This window comes from Pseudomonas sp. QL9, assembly GCF_041409665.1.
GTDB classification, from domain to species: Bacteria; Pseudomonadota; Gammaproteobacteria; order Pseudomonadales; family Pseudomonadaceae; genus Pseudomonas; species Pseudomonas knackmussii.
The window spans coordinates 3554305-3575199 of record NZ_CP166971.1 but is presented as its reverse complement, the minus strand read 5'-3'; the positions used below and the strand labels follow the sequence as shown (position 1 = coordinate 3575199).

Here is a 20895-nt window from a genome sequence, read left to right as displayed (position 1 = left end):
GAGAACCTCCACCCAGCGCGAGGTAACGCGAAACAGGGTGAAACTTTGCGGCGCGGGTAGCACCTCTTGTCTGCCGAGTAAAACCAGCTTGCGGCCGGCCCACTGCAGCGAACCTTGGATTCTTCTGATTCGTTCGCAGCAAGTCAAGCTATATATGGATCTGTTACTAACGCGCGTTGTGATCTTCCTCTGCGGAACCATCGGCACTTTTGGTTATAGTTACCGCCAGACTCCGAACCCCAAGGACCGAAACAGCATGCGACGCACGATTCTGCTGGGCAGCCTGATGCTGGCCCTGAGTGCTCCGGTGATGGCCGCCCAGGTATACAAGTGGGTCGACGCCCAGGGCGTCACGCATTTCGGCGCCCAGCCGCCGACCGACGCCAAGGCAGCAGCGGTCGACACCAAGATCGCCCAGCCCACGCCCGGTTTTCCGCTACCGGCCAAGGCTGCACCTACGTTGCCGCCCTCGGCAGATGACAAGCAGAAGGCCGCCGACGAAAAGGTGAGGCAGGAAGTTGCCCAACAAGAGGCCGAGCGCGCCAAGTATTGCGACGGACTGCGGACCAATCTGGCTCAGCTGAAGAACAACCCGCGCGTGCGAGTTTCCGACGATAACGGCGACATGCGCCGGATTCCGGAGGAGGAGCGGCAGGCGCGCATCACAGAAACCGAGCACGACCTGCAGCAGAACTGCGACTAACTAGGCTGGCATCAGCCCTCGCGAGCGATCAGCCGATCGAACTCTCCGAGGGCGAGCAGCAGCGGCAGGAACCGCGCCCCCTCGCCGGCATAGGTGACTTCTGCCATCTCGCGGATGCCCGAAGCATGCGGCAGATCCGCACCCGCCTCGATAATCTGCTTCATGCGCGGCAGGAAGATCCACTGCAGCCATTCTTCGAGCGCCAGCGTATCCACGCAGAACGGCTCAACGCTGGCCAGCGCCTCCACCGACGGCGGCTGCGCGGCCCACAGATCGAGCGCACGCAGCTCGCGCTCGATGAGCAGCAGCTGATCGGCCAATGCCGGTAGTCGCCGGTCCATTACAAGGTCGCCTTCGCGCTTTGTCGCGCAGCGGCTGCGCCAGAAGCATCGCCTTGCGCCTCGCGGGCCTTAGCGATCACATCCCAGAGGCTGGCCTGCAGCGTCGGCCGTCCACCGGCCAGCGCCAACCCGCGCCGTGCAACCTGCTCGGCCTGGGCACTGTCACCCTGAGCCAGGCGCACTTGCGCGAGTTTGTAGAGCACCTGCGGCTCGCGCGGGGCAATGCGCTGGGCACGCTCCAGGCTGGCGGATGCACCATTGAGATCGCCGCTGCCCTGCTGCTGCTGGGCAGTGGTCAATAGCGCCAGGACGGGGCCGTCGAGTTGTTCGTCAGCCGCCAGCGGGGTGTTGCTCGATGGAATGCCGCTCGGCATCTGCTGCGCAGGCGCCGACTGGTAAGCCGGCGGTTGATACGCCGGCGGCTGGGCAGACTGCTGCTGATAGACGGGCTGTTGGTAGACCTGCTGGCTGAAGCCACCGGTGCTGCTGATACTGCTCGGCGTGCTCGACGTCGTCGGAGTGGCCGGCGCGCCGTACTGCGGACCAGGAGTAATCGGCGAAGTAGTCAGCGGTGCCGCGCCGCTTTGCGCGGGGAAAGTCTGGATCGGTGCAGCGCCAGCATCCTGCGGCACCATCACGGTCACGCCAGAGCCCCCCGACGGCTGCGCCGCGCGCGGCGCATTGTTGTAGGCAGGCTGGCTGGTACCGGAATAGCCGACGCGCTCCTGGTTGGACACCGAGGTGCCCTGGTCCGCGACAGGAATGGCCCCCTGCTGCGGAGTCGCACAACCGGACAGCACCGCCGCGGCGGCAGCCACGGCAAACCACGCATTTCTCACTTCGAATCCTCTCGCCTCAGTTCAACCAGCCGCGAACCCAGTCCATCACCTGACCGGCCGGGTTCTCCGGATTGGTGCCACAACCGGCGCCCGCTGCCGGCTCACTACCGCGAATATAGGGCATCTGCACGGCGCCCGGGCAACTGGCGTCGCTCCCCTGGCCGGTACGCGGATCAACCCAGGCCATGACCACATTATCCGGCTTCGGCGTATCCAATGGCAGGGGCTCGGCCTTGCGCATGAACGAAGTCCAGATCTGCAGCGCACCGGTGGCACCGGTGAAAGGTGTCTTGCCGTTATCGTCGCGACCCAGCCAGACCACCGCCAGGAGGTCCTGGCCGAATCCGGAGAACCAGCTGTCGCGGGAGTCGTTGGTGGTGCCGGTCTTGCCGGCCAGGGTCAGGCTTGACGGCAGCTGGCTGTAGACCGAACGCGCCGTACCTTCGCGCAACACCCGCTGCATTGCGTTCTGCAGCAGGTAAATGGCGCCCGGATCGAAGCGCTGTTGTACCTGGAACGGGTAACGCTTGAGCGGCTGGCCGTCAGCGGCAAGCACACTGCGGATACTGCGCAGCGGCGTATTGAAGCCGCCACTGGCGATGGTCTGGTACATGGTCGCCACCTGCATCGGGCTCAATGCCCCGGCGCCCAGCAACATCGACGGATAGGCTGGCCAGTCGACCTGAACGCCCAGGCGCTCGAGGGTCTTGAGCACGTTCGGCACGCCTAGATCGAGGCCCAGCTTGGCGGTCGACAGGTTCAGCGAACGCGCCAGCCCCTGGTAAAGGAAGATGGTGCCGTTGGAGTCGCCTTCGTAGTTCTTCGGCGTCCACACCTGCCCGTCCTTGCCCTTGATGGAGAACGGCTGATCCTGGATCCAGGTGGTCAGGGTGTACTGGCTGGGACGCTCGAGCGCAGTCAAATAGACCGCCGGTTTGACCAGAGAGCCGATTGGCCGCACGGCATCGATGGCCCGGTTGAAGCCAGCGAAGCGCGCGTCGCGGCTGCCGACCAGCGCCTGCACCTCGCCGGTTTCCGGGTTGGTCACGACCATCGCGGTCTCGGTTTCGTCGATGCCCTTGCGGCCGGTGAAGCGCTTGAAGGTCTCGGTGACCGCGCTTTCCGCCTTGAACTGCAGGATCGGATCGAAACTGGTGAAGATGCGCAGCCCTTCCTCGGTCAGGTCTTCCTCGCGGTAGTCCTGACGCAACTGGCGCTTCACCAGGTCGAGGAAGGCCGGGTAGGAACTGTTCGCCATGCTGCCCTGGCTGGTCACGCCCAGCGGGGCCTTCTTGGCGATGGCGGCCTGGTCCTGGGTGATCACGCCTTGCTCGGCGAGCACGTCGAGGACGACGTTCCGTCGCTCCAGCGCACGCTCCGGATTGCGCCGCGGGTTGTAGTAGGACGGGCCCTTGACCATGCCCACCAGCAGGGCCACCTGCGGCAGCTTCAACTCCGACAGCGGCTGGCTGAAGAAGTACTGGCTGGCCAGCCCGAAGCCATTCACCGAGCGCTGGCCATCCTGGCCGAGGAACACCTCGTTGAGGTAGGCCTGGAGGATGTCCTTCTTGTCGTAGTGCAACTCGAGCAGCACGGCCATCATGGCTTCGTTCAGCTTGCGGCTCAGGCTGCGCTCATTGGTCAGGAAGAAGTTCTTCACCAACTGCTGGGTCAGCGTGCTGCCGCCCTGGCGCAGTTGCCCGGCACTGGCGTTGACCCAGACGGCACGGGCGATCGACTTCACCGACACACCGTGGTGGGTCCAGAAGTCGCGGTCCTCGACGGCCACCAGGGTATCGATCAGATAGGGCGGCACTTCATCCAGCTTGATCAGGATGCGGTCTTCGTTGTGCGCCGGGTACATGCCGCCGATCAGCAGCGGCTCCATGCGCGCCACGGCCAGGTCGGAACCATCGGCGCGGCTCAGGCCCGCGACGGAGTCGCCGGAGAAGCGCACACGGATGCGCTGGGCCGGCTCGGCGCCTTCATAGAACTGGAAGCCGCGGGTGTTCAGGTCGACGGTATTGCCGGATACAGCCACGGCGCCAGGCCCACTGACACTGCCCTCGCGGCGATAGCCGAGCGCACCGAGCTCCTGCAGGAAGTCGGTTTCGTTCAGCTTGAGGCCGACGAAGAGTTCGAGCGGTCGGGCATACACCTTGGCCGGGATGGTCCAGCGCTTGCCGGAGAACTTCTCCTGGACGACCGCGTCCAGATAGACGGCGAAGCCGGCGAGCACGACAAGACCGACCAGGCCGAGTTTCAGGGCCCAGCCAAGCCATTTGCGCAGGCGCGGCGAGTCGTTACGTTTGGGAGTGCGGGAGCGGGAAGATCTAGGACGCGTCATGGCGGCGCATTATACGTAATTTATCCACAGGGGACAGACGCCACCGCAGGCGGCATCCGGGCTCTTGGGTCGAGGGCCGCCGATAAGGCGGCCGCAGCGACGCTGCCTTCGACCAGCACAAAGGCGATTGGTTGCCGGCCGGCCATCACAAGTTTGCACCCACGGCTCATGCCGCCATAATGCCTGGCCTTACGAACCGGACAGCCAAGGAAAATACCGTGAGCCAGACTCTGATCGCTGCCCTGCAGAACCCAGCCCTCTACCCGCATCCGGTAGAGCAGGTCCGGGTTATCGAAACCCACATTTCCTGGGTCCTGCTCACCGGCACCTATGTCTACAAGATCAAGAAGCCGGTCAACTTCGGCTTCCTGGACTTCACTGACCTCGCGGCGCGCAAGCATTTCTGCGAGGAAGAACTGCGCCTGAACCAGCGCCTGACCGACGGCCTTTACCTGGATGTTCTGCCGATCACCGGCAGCGAGAGCGAACCGCGCCTGGGTGGCGGCGGCCCGGCCATCGAATACGCCCTCAAGTGCCGCGAGTTCCCCCAGAGCGGACTGCTCAGCGAAGTCCAGGCGCGCGGCGAACTGACGACCGACCATATCGACGCCCTCGCCCGGCAGATCGCCGAGTTCCACCAGCGCACGCCGCACGTTCCTCAGGAAAACCCGCTGGGCACCGCGGAAGCGGTTATGGCTCCGGTGCGGCAGAATTTCGAGCAGATCCGCCCGCTGCTCAGCGACAAGGCCGACCTGCAGCAGCTCGACGCGCTCGAAAGCTGGGCGGAAAGCTCCTTCGAACGCCTGCTGCCCGTGCTCCAGTCACGCAAGGTGAACGGCTCGATCCGCGAATGCCACGGTGACATCCACCTCGGCAACGCGGCCCTGATCGACGGCAACGTGGTGCTCTTCGACTGCATCGAATTCAACGAGCCGTTCCGCTTCACCGACGTCTGCGCCGATTACGCCTTCCTCGCCATGGACCTCGAGGACCGCGGCCTGAAATGCCACGCGCGGCGCTTCGTCAACCAGTACCTGGAGCGCACCGGCGACTACCAGTCCCTGGAAATCCTCAACTTCTACAAGGCCTATCGCGCACTGGTCCGCGCCAAGATCGCGCTGTTCAGCCTGGCGTTCCAGAACGATGCCGTGCAGAAGGCCGCGACCCTGCGCCAATACCGCAACTACGCCAACCTGGCGGAAAGCTACAGCGCCATCCCGTCGCGCTTCCTGGCAGTAACGGTAGGCGTGTCCGCGGTGGGTAAGAGCTCCGTAGCCATGCGCCTGGTCGAAGCGCTGGGCGCCGTACGCCTGCGTTCGGACGTCGAGCGCAAGCGCCTGTTCGGTGAGCAGCAGTCCGGCCAGGAAGGCACCCTGAAAGGCGGCATCTATAGCGACGACGCCAGCCAGGCCACCTACCAGCGCCTGAACCAGCTCGCTGCCGACATCCTCCGCACCGGCTATCCGGTAGTGCTCGATGCCACCTTCCTCAAGCACGTCCAGCGCCAGGCCGCTCGCGAAGTCGCCGACGCCACCGGCGTGCCCTACCTGATCCTCGACTGTCAGGCGCCCGATAGCGTCATCGCCGGCTGGCTGGCTCAGCGCCAAGCGCAAGGTGTCGACCCGTCCGATGCCACCCTGGAGGTCGTGCAGGCCCAGCAAGCCGGACGCGAAGCCCTGGACAACGACGAGCTGGCCCACAGCAAGCGCGTCGACACCCAGGACAGCGCCAGCCTTGACGCGCTGGTCGCCAACATCCGCCAGCGCCTGCCGGGGATCTGACCCGCAGCCGGGGTCGATGCGTCGACCCCGGCCGTTCGTCGCGCATCCAGCAGCTCGGCGGCGAGCGATATCACAAAGCCACAATTTTCTTACAGCCCGCTACACTTTTTCTGAACATCAAGCGGGCCGTCCCTGCAGTTCAGGCCCTCGCCGCCATGCATGACTCACCACCGCGTGCCGCATCGCAAGGACCGACGATGAACGATGAACTGCTGCACCTGAAGAATCTCGGCAAAACCTCCACCCAGTGGCTGCATGCAGTGGGTATCCACAATGTCTCGGATCTGCGCCGGCTGGGCGCGGTGGGTGCCTATCGAGCGGTGCGGGCGCGGGGATTCCGCGCCTCAAAGGTGCTGTTGTATGCCATCGAAGGCGCCCTGCTGGATGTGCACTGGAACGATCTGCCCCCCGCCCACAAGGCAGCTTTGCTGGGCGAGCTGGAAACTTTTCCGATACAGAACCGGAGCCAGCTCACAAGCCGCTGACGAAAGGATTTACGGAACACGGTGACTGCCCCTATCGTTTCAGGGACTTTCGTGTGCCCTCGATTGCCACCGCCAGCCCAAGGAACCACGGCTCATGTATTTACTCGGCGAACAACCGGCCTATGCCGATCAATTGATCACCCGCCTGCAGAGCATTCCTGCCCAGCTTCTTTCAGGCCTGCAACCCTGTGGCGAACCCATTCGCCTGGAGCGCACCGACGATCTGATCGCCGCAGTACCGGGTAACCAGCTGTTCCTGATCGAAAATGGCCTGCTGCACGCGGTAGTCGACGAGCGCCCCCTGTTCTACCTGCAGGAAGGCGACATCGTGGGCCTGCGCCAGGGCATCGACCTGCCACCCTGCCGCTACAGCAGCGAAGAGCCTCTGTGCCTGATCCCCTACTCGCGCAACGAAGTGTTCGCACATATTCATGAGAGCCCGGAGCGCCAGGAGCTCTTCCTCCAATACCTGATCGGCCATACGGCGCTGCTCTCCGACGCTCTCGCACATCTCAAGCAGCCGGATATCCGCCCGTCCACCGGCTTCCGCCATTTCGCCGCCGGCGACCAGCTGATCCAGCAGGGCGACGAAGCCGAACACGTGTTCATCATCATCGAGGGCCACGCCGAGGCCTTCGTCGATGGGCAGAAGGTTGGCGACGTACAGAAGGACGAGATCTTCGGCGCGATGGCCGTGTTCACCGGCGAGAAACGCAGCGCCAGCGTCGTCGCCAGCGAACCCTGCACGGTGATGGTGATTCCCAAGGACCAGTTCCTCAGCCTGATGCAAAGCAATCCGCGAATTGCCCACAGCCTGATCGAGAGCATGGCCCGCCGCATCGACCTGCTGAACCGCGAAGTCACCCAGTTGCGCCAGCAACAGAGCGCAAGCTGAGCTCTCCACCGCCACAGAAGCCCGGCCCCGCGCCGGGCTTCTGCTTTTTTGGGAGCGACTTCGAGCGATGATGAAAATAGCGAGAGAAGAGGTTGACTCTTAAATGATAATGATTATTATTGCCTCACCTGGTCGCGAGGCCAGGCGATAAGCTCAAGAGCCCCCGCAGTCGGACTCTTCAGATTATCTCCTCATCAGGCTAATCACGGTTTCGACCCGGCACATCGCCGGGTCTTTTTTTGCCCGCGAAAAAGCCCGCTCAGCGCACCACTACGAGCGGATGACCACGCTCCGGATGGCGCTGGACCAGCACATCCAGGCCAAACACGTCGCGCAGGGGCTCGGCTTGCAGCACCGCTTCGGGTGTTCCGGCCGCTCGCTCCAGGCCGTCGCGCAGCAGCAGCAACCGATCGCAATAGCGCGCCGCGAGGTTCAGGTCATGCAGCACCACCAGCACTGCCACTCCGCGCTCGGCGATTTCTCGCACAGCCTGCAGCAGGCTGTGCTGATGTAGTGGATCGAGCGCGGAAGTCGGCTCGTCCAGCAACAGGACCTGCTCGGCATTGCCCGGCCACAGCTGCGCCAGCACCCGCGCCAGGTGCACGCGCTGACGTTCACCTCCAGATAGGGCGAGATAACTGCGCCCGGTGAGATGCCCGGCATCCGCCACGCGCAAGGCTTCGGCAACTATCTGCGCGTCGACCTGGCGGCCACTGGAATGGGGCAAACGGCCGAAGCCGACCACGGTTTCCACATCGAAGGCGAAGTTGAGCGAGGACGTCTGCGGCAACACTGCCAGTCGGCGCGCACGAGCTGTGCCCGCCCAGGACTGCAGGTCGCGCCCGTCCAGGCTCACCTGGCCAATGCTCGGCTTCAGCTCGCCGCTCAGCGCGCCAAGCAGCGTGCTCTTTCCGGCGCCATTGGGACCCAACACTCCTAGCACTTCACCTGCCTGCAGGACCAGCGACAGGCCGTGCAGCACCGGCTTGCCGCCGCGCACTACCGTCAGGTTTTCCGCGCGCAACATCAGAGGCGACTCCGCAGCAGCAAATAAAGGAAGAATGGCGCACCAATCAGCGCCATGACGATCCCGATGGGCAACTCGGCAGGCGCCAAGGCCAACCGCGCCAGCAGATCGGCGAGCAGCAGCAGGATTGCGCCCCCAAGCATCGACGCCGGCAACAGGCGGCGATGGTCCGGACCGACGAGCAGGCGCAGCAGATGCGGCACCACGAGGCCGATGAAGCCGATCATCCCTGCCGCCGCGACCGCCGCGCCAACGCCCAACGCCATGCAGAAAATCAGTTCGGTCTTGAGCCGCTCGACATCGAAGCCCAGGTGGCGCGCCTCCGACTCACCCAGCAGTAGCGCGTTGAGCGCGTCCACCCGACGCGGCAACCAGGCCGCCACCAGCACGCCCACAACCAGCAGCGGCCAGAGGCGCGGATAGCTGGCTCCGTTCAGGCTGCCGAGATTCCAGAACGTCAGGCTGCGCAGGGTGGCGTCGTCAGCGAGATAGCTGAACAGGCCGATCAGCGCACTGGCCAGTGCGGTCAGGGCAATACCGGCGAGAAGCATGGTGGCGACGCTGGTCTGGCCGTCGCGGCGTCCCAGGCGATAGACCAGCCATGTCACCGCCAGGCCGCCGAGAAAAGCGCAGAGGGAAAGCAGATAAGGACTCAGGAGCGCCGGCAATCCACCAATCGCCGCGCCAAAGACGATAGCCAGGGCTGCCCCCAGTGCGGCGCCGCTGGATACGCCGATCAACCCCGGGTCGGCCAGGGGATTGCGAAACAGTCCCTGCATGGCCACGCCGCACAACGCCAGCAAAGCGCCTACCAGCAATCCCATCAATGCACGGGGCAGACGCAGCTGCCCCACGATCAACTGGGCCTGCTCCAACCCTTCAACCTTCACCGGCACGCCAGACAGATGCAGCAACGCACGCAGCGTATCGCCCAGCGGCAGGCTGACCGAACCCAGCGCCAGCGCCAGCCAGAACACCAGCAGCAGCGCGGCGCAAAGGCCGAGGAACAGGGGACGAGTTGGAACCGGTCGGGTCAAAGGGCGGTCATCCGCACGAAGAAGTTGCGCGGAAGGATAAGAGCCCGCCGATAGGCCCGCCAGCCCGACGCGGCAGAGCGGGATCGCGGCAAATGCCCGCAACGACTCGCAACACGGATAATGATTTGCATTTACAAAACAAACCTTATAAGGTCGCGCCACTTTTCGAGCGTCACTTTTCCGCCGATCGCCTGTCACTTGTCTTGTATGGGCGGAACGGCGAGTCTGCGCGCTCTACTTCTTCAGCACACGGATGTGCTCCCTAAATAGCGGGACTCCCATGCAACTGCTTTGCCCCACCGACGAACTGAGCGAAGGCTGCAGCCGAGGCTTCTCGCTCGCCGGGCAGCACCTCGTCGCCGTGCGTCGCAATGGCCGAGCGCATGTCTACCGCAACCGTTGCCCGCACCGCGGCACGCGGCTGGAGTGGGAAGCCGACCGCTTCCTCGACTCCAGTGGCAGCCTGCTGCAATGCGCCCACCATGGGGCGCTGTTCCTGATCGAGTCAGGCGAATGCATCCAGGGCCCGTGCCTGGGCCACACGCTCGACGCCCTGCCCTGCCGTGAAGACCCGCAGGGCCTGTGGGTGGAGCTGGAAGCGCTCTAGACGCGCACGTCCAACCGCCGGACCAGGAGTAACTCTTGCGGATCGAGATCAGCACCATAAGCCAGCACCTCGACACCCGCTTCGCGGGCTTCCGCCAGGGCAGCGGCGTAGGCCGGATCGATCTCGACCGCCGGCCGAACCGCCTCGATGCCGGACAGGTTCACGCAATACAGCAACACCGCACGCGTCCCTTCCCGGGCCAGAGCGGCGAGCTCACGCAGATGTTTGGCGCCGCGCGTAGTAACTGCGTCCGGGAAAGCAGCCACGGCGGTGTCGTCGAAGCCCAGGGTAACGCTCTTCACTTCGACAAAAACTGGCCCCTCGGCGAAGTCCAGACGGAAGTCGGCGCGGCTGTTCTCCACGCCATAAGCGACTTCGCGGCGTAGTTCGGCGAATCCGGCCAGTTCTGCGATGTCACCCGCCAGCAGGGCTTCCTCCACCAGACGATTGGCACGCCCGGTGTTCACGCAGGCCAGCCGCCCCTGTGGCGTCTCGGCAAGCTCCCAGGTGCCCGGCAGCTTGCGCTTGGGGTCGCTGGAGCGGCTGAACCACACTCGGCAACCTTCGCTCATGCAATTGAGCATCGAGCCGGTGTTCGGGCAGTGGATGGTCAGTTGCTCACCACTGGCGGTTTCGATGTCGGCAAGGAAGCGCTTGTAGCGGCGCAGCAGGCGCGCCTCCTCCAACGCCGGGACGAAGCGCATCAGGGACGCCAGCTCTTCAGTCCGCGAGCGATACGGTCGACCGCTTGCTGCAGGCGCTCCAGGTTCTGCGTGTAGGCGAAACGCACATGGTGGTCGGCTTGGTAGCGACCGAAGTCCACGCCGGGAGTGAAGGCCACGTGCTCGGTCTCGATGAAGTGCTGGCAGAAGCGATAGGCATCACCGCCGAAGGCGCTGATGTCGGCATACAGATAGAAGGCTCCCTCGGGCTCCACGGCAATCCCGAAGCCAAGGTCGCGCAGAGCCGGCAGCAGGAAATCACGACGGCGGGCGAACTCGGCACGACGTTCCTCGAGGATCGCCAGGGTGTCCGCCTCGAAGCACGCCAGCGCGGCGTACTGGGCCACGCTCGGTGCACTGATGTAGAGGTTCTGCGCGAGCTTCTCCAGCTCTCCCACCGCTTCTGGCGGCGCCACCAGCCAGCCGAGGCGCCAACCGGTCATGCCGAAGTACTTCGAGAAACTGTTGAGGACGAAGGCCTCGTCGTCCACTTCCAGCACGCTGCTGGCGTCCACTCCGTAGGTCAGGCCATGGTAGATCTCGTCCACCACGAGGTGCCCGCCGCGCGCCTTCAGCACGGCCGATAGCGCCGCCAGTTCATCCTTGTGTAGCAAGGTGCCGGTAGGATTCGCGGGCGAAGCCAGCAAAGCGCCTACACTGTCTTGATTCCAGTGCTGCTGGATGTGTTCGGGAGTCAGCTGATAGCGGCTCTGCGGACCGACCGGAACCAGCTGCGCGGCGCCCTCGACCAGGCGCAGGAAATGGCGGTTGCACGGATAACCGGGGTCGGCCAGCAGCCAGTGCTTGCCCGGGTCGACCAGCAGGCTGCTGGCCAGCAGCAGGGCGCCGGAACCGCCGGGCGTGATCAGGATGCGTTCGGGGTCGACGTTCAGGCGGTAACGCGAGGCGTAGAAGCCGGCGATGGCTTCACGCAGCTGCGGCAGCCCACGCGCAGCGGTGTAGCGCGTGTGGCCGGCACCCAGCGCAGCCTGACCGGCGGCGACTATGGGCGCGGCGGTGCTGAAGTCCGGCTCGCCGATTTCCAGGTGGATGACGTCGTGGCCGGCGGCCTGGAGCTCGTTGGCTCGCGCCAGCAGCGCCATGACGTGGAAAGGCTCGATGGCGCGGCTGCGCGCACTGAAAGAAAAGGCCATACGAAATACCGAACTTTGCGACGAAGAGGCGATTCTAACCAAGCCCATCGCGGGTGGCAGCAGGCAAGACAACCGGGAGTAGCATCGCGGTTATCGATCTGGTAAGTTCGCCCGCTTGCGAGCGCGGGGCCGGCGACGATCGGCGAGGGACCATCCGCGACAGGACTAGCGAGAGTGAGAGGCGGTCATCCATGCCCACCAAAGCAAAACAGCAGAGCAGCCAACTGATTCGTGGCTTCGAGCCCTACCAGGAAACCAAGGGCGAGGAGTACATGAGCGAGCGCATGCGCGCCCACTTCACCTCCATCCTCAACAAATGGAAAGTTGAGCTGATGGAAGAAGTCGACCGCACCGTGCACCACATGCAGGACGAAGCGGCCAACTTCCCCGATCCGGCCGACCGCGCCAGCCAGGAAGAGGAATTCAGCCTCGAACTGCGTGCCCGCGATCGCGAGCGCAAGCTGATCAAGAAGATCGACGAAACCCTGCAGCTGATCGAAGACAACGATTACGGCTGGTGCGACTCCTGCGGCGTGGAAATCGGTATCCGCCGCCTGGAAGCCCGCCCGACCGCGACCCTGTGCATCGACTGCAAGACCCTCGCGGAAATCAAGGAAAAGCAACTCGGCTCCTGAGTCGACGGCTTTTCGCGAATGGGGCGCCTAGGCGCCCCTTTGCATTTGTGCGGCCCACCCGGCCGCTGTAACACACCCCACACACGCGCCGCGCCATGCCTGAATCCCGCTACATAGGCCGCTTCGCCCCCACGCCCAGTGGCTACCTGCACTTCGGCTCGCTGGTCGCCGCCGTCGCCTCCTACCTGGATGCCCGCGCGGTCGGCGGCCGCTGGCTGGTGCGCATGGAAGACCTCGACCCGCCGCGGGAAATGCCCGGCGCACAGGACGCCATCCTGCAGACCCTGGAGCGCTACGGCTTCGAGTGGGACGGCCCGGTGGAGCGCCAGAGCTCCCGCGGCGAAGCCTACGAGGCGGTGATCCAGCAATGGCTGCTTAGCGGCCTGGCCTATGCGTGCACCTGCTCGCGCAAACAGCTCGAAGGTACCGGCGGCATCTATCCCGGCACCTGCCGAAACGCACAGCATGACTGGCATGGCGACGTCGCCATCCGCATCCGCGTACCAGAGCTTGAATACGCCTTCATCGACCGCGTGCAGGGCGAGTTCCGCCAGCACCTGGGCCGTGAAGTCGGCGACTTCATCATCCGTCGCCGCGACGGCCTCTTCGCCTACCAATTGGCCGTGGTGTTGGACGATGCCTGGCAGGGCGTGACCGACATCGTTCGCGGCGCCGACCTCCTCGACAACACCCCGCGCCAGCTGTACCTGCAAGAGCTGCTCGGCATCGCCCATCCGCGTTACCTGCACGTCCCGCTGATCATCCAGCCGGATGGCCACAAGCTGGGCAAGTCATACCGCTCGCCGCCGCTCCCCGCCGAACAGGCCGCGCCCCTTCTGGTTCGCGCCTTGCGCGCGTTGGGCCAGGCGGCGCCGCAAGCGCTGGTCCACGGCACGCCGCACGAGGTCCTCGACTGGGGCATCGCGCACTGGGATGCAGGGCGAATTCCCCGCAGCCTGACGCTGGAAGACGCTCGGCTCTAAGATGGAAGCTGGGGCACCGTGCCCTGGCTTGCAGGCGCCTACCGGCAGCCTGTAGCCTGCCGACCGCACATTGAGAGGCCTGTCATGTACATCTACCGACTGGTGCTGCTTCTGGTCGTGGGCATCTACCTGTTTTCGCCCGCCATCATGGATTGGTGGATCGACCCCCACGGCGCCTGGTACCGCCCTTACCTGCTGTGGCTGATCCTCATCGTCGTGACCTTTATCCTGCAGAGCCAGCGCGATGCCGATGAGCTTTAGCCTTGCCCAGCTGATCCTGATCAGCTTCGTCTACCTTCTGATTCTCTTCGGCGTGGCCTGGATCACCGAACGCGGTTACATCCCGCGACGGCTGGTGCGTCACCCGCTGGTCTACACCCTGTCGCTGGGCGTCTATGCCAGCGCCTGGGCCTTCTACGGCACCGTCGGGCTGGCCTATCAATATGGCTACGGCTTCCTGGCGATCTACCTGGGCGTGTCCGGTGCATTCCTGTTAGCGCCGGTATTGCTCTATCCGATCCTGCGAATCACCCGCGCCTACCAGCTGTCTTCGCTGGCAGACCTCTTCGCCTTCCGCTTCCGCAGCACCTGGGCCGGTGCGCTGACCACGCTGTTCATGGTGATAGGCGTGCTGCCGATGCTGGCACTGCAGATCGAAGCGGTGACCAACTCGGTGCGCCTGCTGACCCGCACCAACGACACCAACAGCACCGCCCTGGCCTTCTGCGCGCTGATCACCCTCTTCGCAATCCTCTTCGGCGCTCGCCATATCGCCACACGCGAGCGCCACGAAGGGCTGGTGATGGCCATCGCCTTCGAGTCGCTGGTCAAGCTGATCACCATGGGGGCGGTTGGATTGTTCGCCCTCTACGGCGTGTTCGGCGGCCCCGACGGCCTGGAGGTCTGGCTGCTGCAGAACCAGGAGGCACTGAGCACATTGCATACGCCGCTGGCGGAAGGCCCCTGGCGCACGCTGCTGCTGGTGTTCTTCGCTGCCGCCATCGTGATGCCGCACATGTATCACATGACCTTCACCGAGAACCTCAACCCGCGCGCACTGCTCACCGCGAGTTGGGGCCTGCCGCTGTTCCTGCTGCCGATGAGCCTGGCGGTGCCGCCGATCCTCTGGGCCGGCCTGCACCTGGGCGCGGCGACCAACCCGGAATACTTCACCCTCGGCCTGGGCATGGTGGTGAACAGTCCGGCGCTCGCCCTAGCCGCCTTCATCGGCGGTATTTCCGCGGCCAGCGGGCTGATCATCGTGATGACCCTGGCGCTCTCCGGCATGGTGCTCAACCACCTGGTGCTGCCGCTGTACCAGCCACCCGCCGAGGGCAACATCTACCGCTGGCTGAAATGGACCCGCCGCGGCCTGATCGCCACCATCATCCTGCTCGGCTACTTCTTCTACCTGCTGCTCGGCTCGGAGCAGGAGCTGTCGAACCTCGGCATCGTCTCCTTCGTCGCCACCCTGCAGTTCCTTCCCGGCGCGCTCTCCGTGCTTTATTGGCCGGCGGCCAATCGCCGTGGCTTCATCGCAGGTCTCGTCGCCGGCATGCTGGTCTGGGGCGTGACCATGCTGGTGCCACTGATCGGCAACCTGCAGAGCATCTACCTGCCGATCTTCGACTCGCTGTACGTGCTCGACGAAGCCAGCTGGCACCTCGCGGCCCTGGCCTCGCTGGCCGCCAACGTGCTGGTGTTCACCCTGGTCTCGCTGTTCAGCGAAGCCAGCGATGAAGAAAAAGGCGCGGCCGAAGCCTGCGCCGTCGACAACGTGCGCCGTCCGCAACGTCGCGAGCTGATCGCCAGCTCGCCGCAGGAGTTCGCCGGGCAACTCGCCAAGCCGCTGGGCGCCAAGGCCGCGCAGAAGGAAGTGGAGCAGGCCCTGCGCGACCTGCACCTCCCCTTCGACGAGCGCCGCCCCTATGCCCTGCGCCGCCTGCGCGACCGCATCGAGGCCAACCTGTCCGGCCTGATGGGCCCCAGCGTCGCCCAGGACATGGTGGAAACCTTCCTGCCGTACAAGGCAGGCGGAGAAAGCTACGTCACCGAGGACATCCACTTCATCGAGAGCCGCCTGGAGGACTACCACTCGCGGCTCACAGGCCTGGCCGCCGAACTCGACGCCCTGCGCCGCTATCACCGGCAGACCCTGCAGGACTTGCCGATGGGCGTCTGCTCGCTGGCCAAGGACCAGGAAATCCTCATGTGGAACCGCGCCATCGAGGACTTCACCGGCGTCGATGCGCAGCGCGTGGTGGGCTCGCGCCTGTCGGCCTTGCCCGAGCCCTGGAAAGGCTTGCTGGAAGGTTTCATCGAAGCGCCAGACCAGCACTTGCACAAACAGCGCCTGGCTATCGACGGCCAGACCCGCTGGTTGAACCTGCACAAGGCGGCCATCGAAGAGCCACTTGCTCCCGGTAACAGCGGCCTAGTGCTGCTGGTCGAGGACCTCACCGAGACCCAGCTGCTGGAAGACAAGCTGATCCACTCCGAGCGCCTGGCCTCCATCGGCCGCCTGGCAGCCGGCGTGGCGCACGAGATCGGCAACCCGATCACCGGCATCGCTTGCCTCGCCCAGAACCTGCGCGAGGAACGCGAAGGCGACGGCGAGCTGACCGAGATCAGCGGGCAGATCCTCGAACAGACCAAGCGTGTCTCGCGCATCGTCCAGTCACTGATGAGCTTCGCCCATGCCGGCGGCAAGCAGGTCGAAGTCGAACCTGTCTGCCTGGCCGACGTCGCCCAGGAAGCCATCAGTTTGCTATCGTTGAACCGCCGCAGCGTCGAAGTGCAGTTCTTCAACCTCTGCGATCCCGAACACTGGGTCGAAGGCGATGCCCAACGCCTCGCTCAAGTCCTGATAAACCTGCTGTCCAATGCCCGCGACGCTTCACCGCCGGCCGGCGCCATCCGGGTCCGCACTGAGGCCTCGGAGAACACCGTCGACCTGATCGTCGAGGACGAAGGCAGCGGCATTCCGAAATCCATCATCGAGCGTCTGTTCGAGCCCTTCTTCACCACCAAGGACCCCGGCAAAGGGACCGGCCTGGGGCTCGCACTGGTCTATTCGATCGTGGAAGAGCATTATGGGCAGATCACCATAGACAGCCCGGCTGACCCCGAACGTGAATGCGGTACGCGCATTCGCGTCACCTTGCCGCGGCATCCTGGCCCGACGGCCGAGCAGTAGACGAGCACGTCGAGAGAGCTGAATACATGGCACATATCCTCATCGTCGAAGACGAAACCATCATCCGTTCGGCCCTGCGACGGCTGCTCGAACGGAACCAGTACCAGGTCAGCGAAGCTGGCTCGGTACAGGAAGCGCAAGAGCGCTACAGCATTCCTTCCTTCGACATGATCGTCAGCGACCTGCGCCTGCCCGGCGCGCCCGGCACCGAGCTGATCAAGCTGGCCCAGGGCATCCCGGTGCTGATCATGACCAGCTACGCCAGCCTGCGCTCGGCAGTCGACTCGATGAAGATGGGCGCGGTTGACTACATCGCCAAACCCTTCGACCACGACGAGATGCTCCAGGCCGTGGCACGCATCCTCAAGGATCGCCAGGAAGGCCGCAGCACCGCAGGCGAAACCCGCGGTAACGGCAAGGCCGCACCCGAGCGCGGTAACGGTAACGCCGCACCGGCTGAAGGCGAAATCGGCATCATCGGCTCCTGCCCGCCCATGCAGGAGCTCTACACCAAGATTCGCAAGGTCGCCCCCACCGACTCCAACGTGCTCATCCAAGGCGAGTCCGGTACCGGTAAAGAGCTGGTGGCGCGCGCACTGCACAATCTATCCAAGCGCACCAAGGCGCCGCTGATCTCGGTGAACTGCGCAGCGATTCCGGAAACCCTGATCGAATCCGAACTCTTCGGCCACGAGAAAGGCGCATTCACTGGCGCCAGCGCCGGCCGCGCCGGCCTGGTGGAAGCTGCGGACGGCGGCACCCTGTTCCTCGATGAGATCGGCGAACTGCCGCTGGAAGCCCAGGCCCGCCTGCTGCGTGTGCTGCAGGAAGGCGAGATTCGCCGGGTCGGCTCGGTGCAATCGCAGAAGGTCGACGTGCGCCTGATCGCCGCTACCCACCGCGACCTCAAGACCCTGGCCAAGACCGGGCAGTTCCGCGAAGACCTCTATTACCGCCTGCACGTCATCTCGCTGCGCCTGCCGCCGCTGCGCGAGCGCGGGGCGGACGTCATGGAAATCGCCCGCGCCTTCCTGGCGCGTCAGTGCTCCCAGATGGGGCGCGCGCCGCTGAGCTTCTCCCACGAGGCCGAACAGGCGATCCGCCACTACCCGTGGCCGGGCAACGTGCGTGAACTGGAGAATGCTATCGAGCGCGCGGTCATCCTCAGCGAAGGCCAGGAGATCCCGGCTGACCTGCTGGGCATCGACATCGAACTGGACGACCTGGAAGACGATCTGGCCGACGAGCTGGACAACCGCTCCAGCAGCGTGGCGAGCAACACCCACGAGCCCACCGAAGACCTGTCGCTGGAAGACTACTTCCAGCACTTCGTGCTCGAGCACCAGGACCACATGACCGAGACCGAGCTGGCCCGCAAGCTGGGGATCAGCCGCAAATGCCTGTGGGAACGTCGCCAGCGCCTGGGCATTCCCCGCCGCAAATCGGGTGCTTCCGCGGACTCCTGAGGCGCGCACAGCTGTTACCGCCGACATGGCGCGTAACAAAAGCCGGGTTCATCGGTAACGGGAACCCGGCTTTTTTGTGCCTTACCGGAAGGGGGTGAATCCCGCAAACCCTTGAAAAATAAGGATTTGCAAAAGTTGGCACGGCATCTGCTTTGTTATTGGTACAACAACAATAACAAGCACGAAAACACAGAACAAAAACAACACGTAACGACTCCAGCACAACAAAAACAAAATCGCGGAGGCGCAGCTAACTGATTCTTTTGGAGGAGAGTAGCTGTCGGGAGAGATCCCGCAACCGGTCGAAGAACAATAAAACTGCCCCGAGGCAGCGACGAAACTGGTTGGATCGCAAGATCACTGCTCACTCAGCGACCAAAGCAATCCGTTTGCTCTTATGAGTCCTGAATAGGATACGCCCCAAGGCGATTGACCTTGAGGGACGGGTCAACAAACAAAAACAACAAGCCCGATACCATAACAAGAACAAAGAAAGCACCTACTTTGGGGGGGAGCTCAGGCTCCCCCAGTAGCTTCTCCCTCTCCCCTGCTTCCTCGATCTCTTCTCTCCCCTTTCGTTCACCATCCGCGCCCCCGATGCTAGAATTCGTGCCCGTTCGGCTGCACAAGGCATCAGAATTGCTGCCTATTGTTTCCGCCAGCCATGCTTTTCAAGCATGATGCTGCCTGTCGAATCCGACTGACGGCGCGGCGCCCTGCGTTGCGAAACGCGATCCAATCATCCTGTTCCCTATAGTGCCTACATGCTGAAAAAGCTGATCCAGTCCATCCGCTCACCCCTGCGCCTCAAGCGCACCGTCCGCACCACGCCGGAAATCGTCGGCAGCAACCAGCATTCGCTGCGCCGCGAACAGTTCAGCCGGAACGCGGTCAACGTGGTCGAGCGCCTGCAGCGGGCGGGATACCAGGCCTATATCGTCGGCGGCGGGGTGCGCGACCAGCTGCTCGGCATCGCCCCGAAAGACTTCGACGTCGCCACCAGCGCCACCCCCGAGCAGGTACGCGCGGAATTCCGCAACGCGCGGGTGATCGGCCGCCGCTTCAAACTGGTCCACGTACATTTCGGCCGCGAGATCATCGAGGTCGCCACCTTCCGCGCCAATCATCCGCAGGAAGAAGGCGACGGTGACAGCAACCAGGCGTCGCGCAACGAGGCGGGTCGCATCCTCCGCGACAACGTCTACGGCACCCTGGAAGACGATGCCCAGCGCCGCGACTTCACCATCAATGCCCTGTATTTCGACGTCAGCGACGAGCGCATCCTCGATTACGCCCACGGCGTGCACGACATCCGCAATCGCTTGGTCCGCCTGATCGGCGATCCCGAACAGCGTTACCTCGAAGACCCGGTGCGTATGCTCCGCGCCGCGCGTTTCGCCGCCAAGCTGGACTTCGAGATCGAGAAACACAGCGCCGCGCCGATCCGCAAGCTGGCGCCCATGCTGCGCGAGATTCCTTCCGCGCGACTGTTCGACGAAGTGCTCAAGCTGTTCCTGAGCGGCCGTGGCGAGCGCACCTTCGAGCTGCTGGTCGAGTACGAGCTGTTCGCCCCGCTGTTCCCGGCCAGTGCGAAGGCCCTGGCCCGCGATCCGGAATACGCCGGCAAGCTGATCCGCCAGGCACTGGCGAACACCGACGAGCGCATCCGCCAGGGCAAACCGGTAACGCCGGCGTTCCTCTTCGCCGCGCTGCTCTGGCCGGCACTGCCGGCGCGCGTGGCCCATCATCAGGATCGCGGTGTGCCGCCGATTCCGGCGATGCAGGAAGCCGCCCACGAGCTGATCAGCGAGCAGTGCCAGCGCACTGCCGTGCCCAAGCGTTTCACCATCCCGATCCGCGAAATCTGGGACATGCAGGAGCGCCTGCCGCGCCGTCAGGGCAAGCGTGCCGACCTGCTGCTGGAAAACCCTCGCTTCCGCGCCGGCTACGACTTCCTCCTGCTGCGCGAGAGCGCCGGCGAGGAAACCGGTGGCCTGGGCGACTGGTGGACCGATTACCAGGACGCCAGCGACGGCGAGCGCCGCGGCATGATTCGCGGCCTGGCCAGCAGCCAGGAAGATGGCGCAGCCCCGCGCAAGCGCCGTCGTGGCGGTAGCCGCAAGCGCCGTCCGCGCACCGGCGAAGGCGCTGGCAACGAGTGAGCGAGCGCGTCTACATCGGACTGGGCAGCAACCTGTCCGAGCCCCTGCGCCAGCTGCAGAGCGCCATCGAAGCCATTCGAGAGATCCCTGCCACCCAGGTAGCGGCGGTTTCGCCGTTCTACATCAGCGACCCGCTCGGCCCGGCCGACCAGCCGCGCTATGTGAACGCTGTAGCCGCGCTGGACACCGAGCTTGCGCCCCTCGCGCTGCTCGACGCCCTGCAAGCCATCGAGCTGGAACAGGGCCGCGTGCGCAAGGATGAACGCTGGGGGCCGCGCACCCTGGACCTGGACATCCTGCTGTTCGGCGAGCGCCAACTCGACGAGCCGCGCCTTACCGTGCCGCACTACCACATGCACGCCCGCGCCTTCGTGCTCTATCCGCTGGCCGACCTCGCGCCAGAGCTGCGCCTGCCCGATGGCCGCAGCCTGTCGGAACTGCTGGCCGATTGCCCATTCCAGGGCCTCGAACGGCTATCCTGATCGTCACTCCAGTTGGCGGTAACGCCGTAACAG

19 protein-coding genes are annotated in these 20895 nt (G+C 64.6%); 12 read left to right on the top strand and 7 right to left on the bottom strand.

The window, feature by feature from the left end; genetic code table 11:
• Positions 1–256: 256 nt before the first annotated feature.
• Positions 257–703, top strand: a complete 447-nt coding sequence (locus ACA097_RS16760; RefSeq protein ID WP_043255233.1) for a DUF4124 domain-containing protein — start codon at positions 257–259, stop codon at positions 701–703.
• A gap of 11 nt (positions 704–714) precedes the next feature.
• On the opposite strand, the gene ACA097_RS16755 is transcribed toward ACA097_RS16760, so the two are convergent.
• Genes ACA097_RS16755 through mrcB form a run of 3 tightly spaced genes read right to left on the bottom strand, consistent with a single transcriptional unit; the run spans position 715 to position 4230 of the window.
• Positions 715–1044: a YqcC family protein gene (locus ACA097_RS16755; protein ID WP_043255235.1), complete on the bottom strand. Its 330-nt coding sequence runs from the start codon at positions 1042–1044 to the stop codon at positions 715–717.
• Entirely contained in the window at positions 1044–1883 is an 840-nt protein-coding gene (locus ACA097_RS16750) for a tetratricopeptide repeat protein (RefSeq protein WP_371364627.1), read from the bottom strand. Before ACA097_RS16750 ends, ACA097_RS16755 begins: the two co-directional genes overlap by 1 nt.
• A 16-nt stretch (positions 1884–1899) precedes the next feature.
• On the bottom strand, positions 1900–4230 hold the full coding sequence (mrcB, locus tag ACA097_RS16745) for a penicillin-binding protein 1B (RefSeq protein WP_371364625.1): 2331 nt from the start codon (positions 4228–4230) through the stop codon (positions 1900–1902).
• 218 nt (positions 4231–4448) lie between these two features.
• Between mrcB and ACA097_RS16740 the strand changes: the two genes are divergently transcribed.
• The 3 genes from ACA097_RS16740 (at position 4449) to ACA097_RS16730 (ending at position 7391) form a co-directional block, all read left to right on the top strand.
• Complete coding sequence (locus ACA097_RS16740) at positions 4449–6011, top strand: AAA family ATPase (RefSeq protein WP_371364623.1); 1563 nt, start codon at positions 4449–4451, stop codon at positions 6009–6011.
• A gap of 197 nt (positions 6012–6208) precedes the next feature.
• Entirely contained in the window at positions 6209–6496 is a 288-nt protein-coding gene (locus ACA097_RS16735; protein WP_043255241.1) for a TfoX/Sxy family protein, read from the top strand.
• Positions 6497–6590: 94 nt separating this feature from the next.
• Complete coding sequence (locus tag ACA097_RS16730; protein ID WP_043255243.1) at positions 6591–7391, top strand: cyclic nucleotide-binding domain-containing protein; 801 nt, start codon at positions 6591–6593, stop codon at positions 7389–7391.
• A gap of 259 nt (positions 7392–7650) precedes the next feature.
• Here the strand turns inward: ACA097_RS16730 and ACA097_RS16725 are convergent, their stop codons facing one another.
• Together ACA097_RS16725 and ACA097_RS16720 are read right to left on the bottom strand one after the other, a co-directional pair.
• The gene (locus tag ACA097_RS16725) at positions 7651–8418 is read right to left on the bottom strand and encodes a heme ABC transporter ATP-binding protein (RefSeq protein ID WP_371364621.1); all 768 of its coding nucleotides are present in this window, start codon (positions 8416–8418) and stop codon (positions 7651–7653) included.
• The gene (locus ACA097_RS16720; protein WP_371370536.1) at positions 8418–9401 is read right to left on the bottom strand and encodes a FecCD family ABC transporter permease; all 984 of its coding nucleotides are present in this window, start codon (positions 9399–9401) and stop codon (positions 8418–8420) included. Before ACA097_RS16720 ends, ACA097_RS16725 begins: the two co-directional genes overlap by 1 nt.
• Before the next feature lie 334 nt (positions 9402–9735).
• Here ACA097_RS16720 and ACA097_RS16715 point away from each other — a divergent pair, with 334 nt between their 5' ends.
• Positions 9736–10062, top strand: coding sequence for a Rieske (2Fe-2S) protein (locus ACA097_RS16715; RefSeq protein WP_371364619.1), 327 nt, complete (start codon positions 9736–9738; stop codon positions 10060–10062).
• Here the strand turns inward: ACA097_RS16715 and sfsA are convergent.
• Both sfsA and ACA097_RS16705 read right to left on the bottom strand, forming a co-directional pair.
• A complete protein-coding gene (gene sfsA, locus ACA097_RS16710; RefSeq protein WP_371364617.1) occupies positions 10059–10766 on the bottom strand; it encodes a DNA/RNA nuclease SfsA in 708 nt (235 codons plus the stop codon). The two genes, ACA097_RS16715 and sfsA, sit on opposite strands and share 4 nt — an antisense overlap.
• Positions 10766–11938, bottom strand: a complete 1173-nt coding sequence (locus ACA097_RS16705; RefSeq protein ID WP_160288411.1) for a pyridoxal phosphate-dependent aminotransferase — start codon at positions 11936–11938, stop codon at positions 10766–10768. Before ACA097_RS16705 ends, sfsA begins: the two co-directional genes overlap by 1 nt.
• A gap of 191 nt (positions 11939–12129) precedes the next feature.
• Between ACA097_RS16705 and dksA the strand changes: the two genes are divergently transcribed.
• From dksA to folK, 7 genes are all read left to right on the top strand, one after another.
• Positions 12130–12573 carry an RNA polymerase-binding protein DksA gene (dksA, locus tag ACA097_RS16700; protein WP_043255255.1) on the top strand — a complete coding sequence of 148 codons (444 nt, stop codon included), beginning with the start codon at positions 12130–12132 and terminating at the stop codon, positions 12571–12573.
• Between the two features lie 95 nt (positions 12574–12668).
• Positions 12669–13556: a tRNA glutamyl-Q(34) synthetase GluQRS gene (gene gluQRS, locus ACA097_RS16695; protein ID WP_371364615.1), complete on the top strand. Its 888-nt coding sequence runs from the start codon at positions 12669–12671 to the stop codon at positions 13554–13556.
• An 84-nt stretch (positions 13557–13640) separates the two neighbouring features.
• Positions 13641–13817: a hypothetical protein gene (locus ACA097_RS16690; protein ID WP_015478907.1), complete on the top strand. Its 177-nt coding sequence runs from the start codon at positions 13641–13643 to the stop codon at positions 13815–13817.
• Positions 13801–16752: an ATP-binding protein gene (locus ACA097_RS16685; RefSeq protein WP_371364613.1), complete on the top strand. Its 2952-nt coding sequence runs from the start codon at positions 13801–13803 to the stop codon at positions 16750–16752. Before ACA097_RS16690 ends, ACA097_RS16685 begins: the two co-directional genes overlap by 17 nt.
• 26 nt (positions 16753–16778) lie before the next feature.
• Positions 16779–18218 (top strand): sigma-54-dependent transcriptional regulator, encoded by a 1440-nt coding sequence (locus ACA097_RS16680; protein ID WP_371364611.1) that lies wholly within the window; start codon positions 16779–16781, stop codon positions 18216–18218.
• Positions 18219–18982: 764 nt separating this feature from the next.
• On the top strand, positions 18983–20380 hold the full coding sequence (locus tag ACA097_RS16675; protein WP_043255263.1) for a polynucleotide adenylyltransferase PcnB: 1398 nt from the start codon (positions 18983–18985) through the stop codon (positions 20378–20380).
• A complete protein-coding gene (gene folK, locus ACA097_RS16670; RefSeq protein ID WP_043255265.1) occupies positions 20377–20862 on the top strand; it encodes a 2-amino-4-hydroxy-6-hydroxymethyldihydropteridine diphosphokinase in 486 nt (161 codons plus the stop codon). Before ACA097_RS16675 ends, folK begins: the two co-directional genes overlap by 4 nt.
• Positions 20863–20895: the final 33 nt, after the last annotated feature.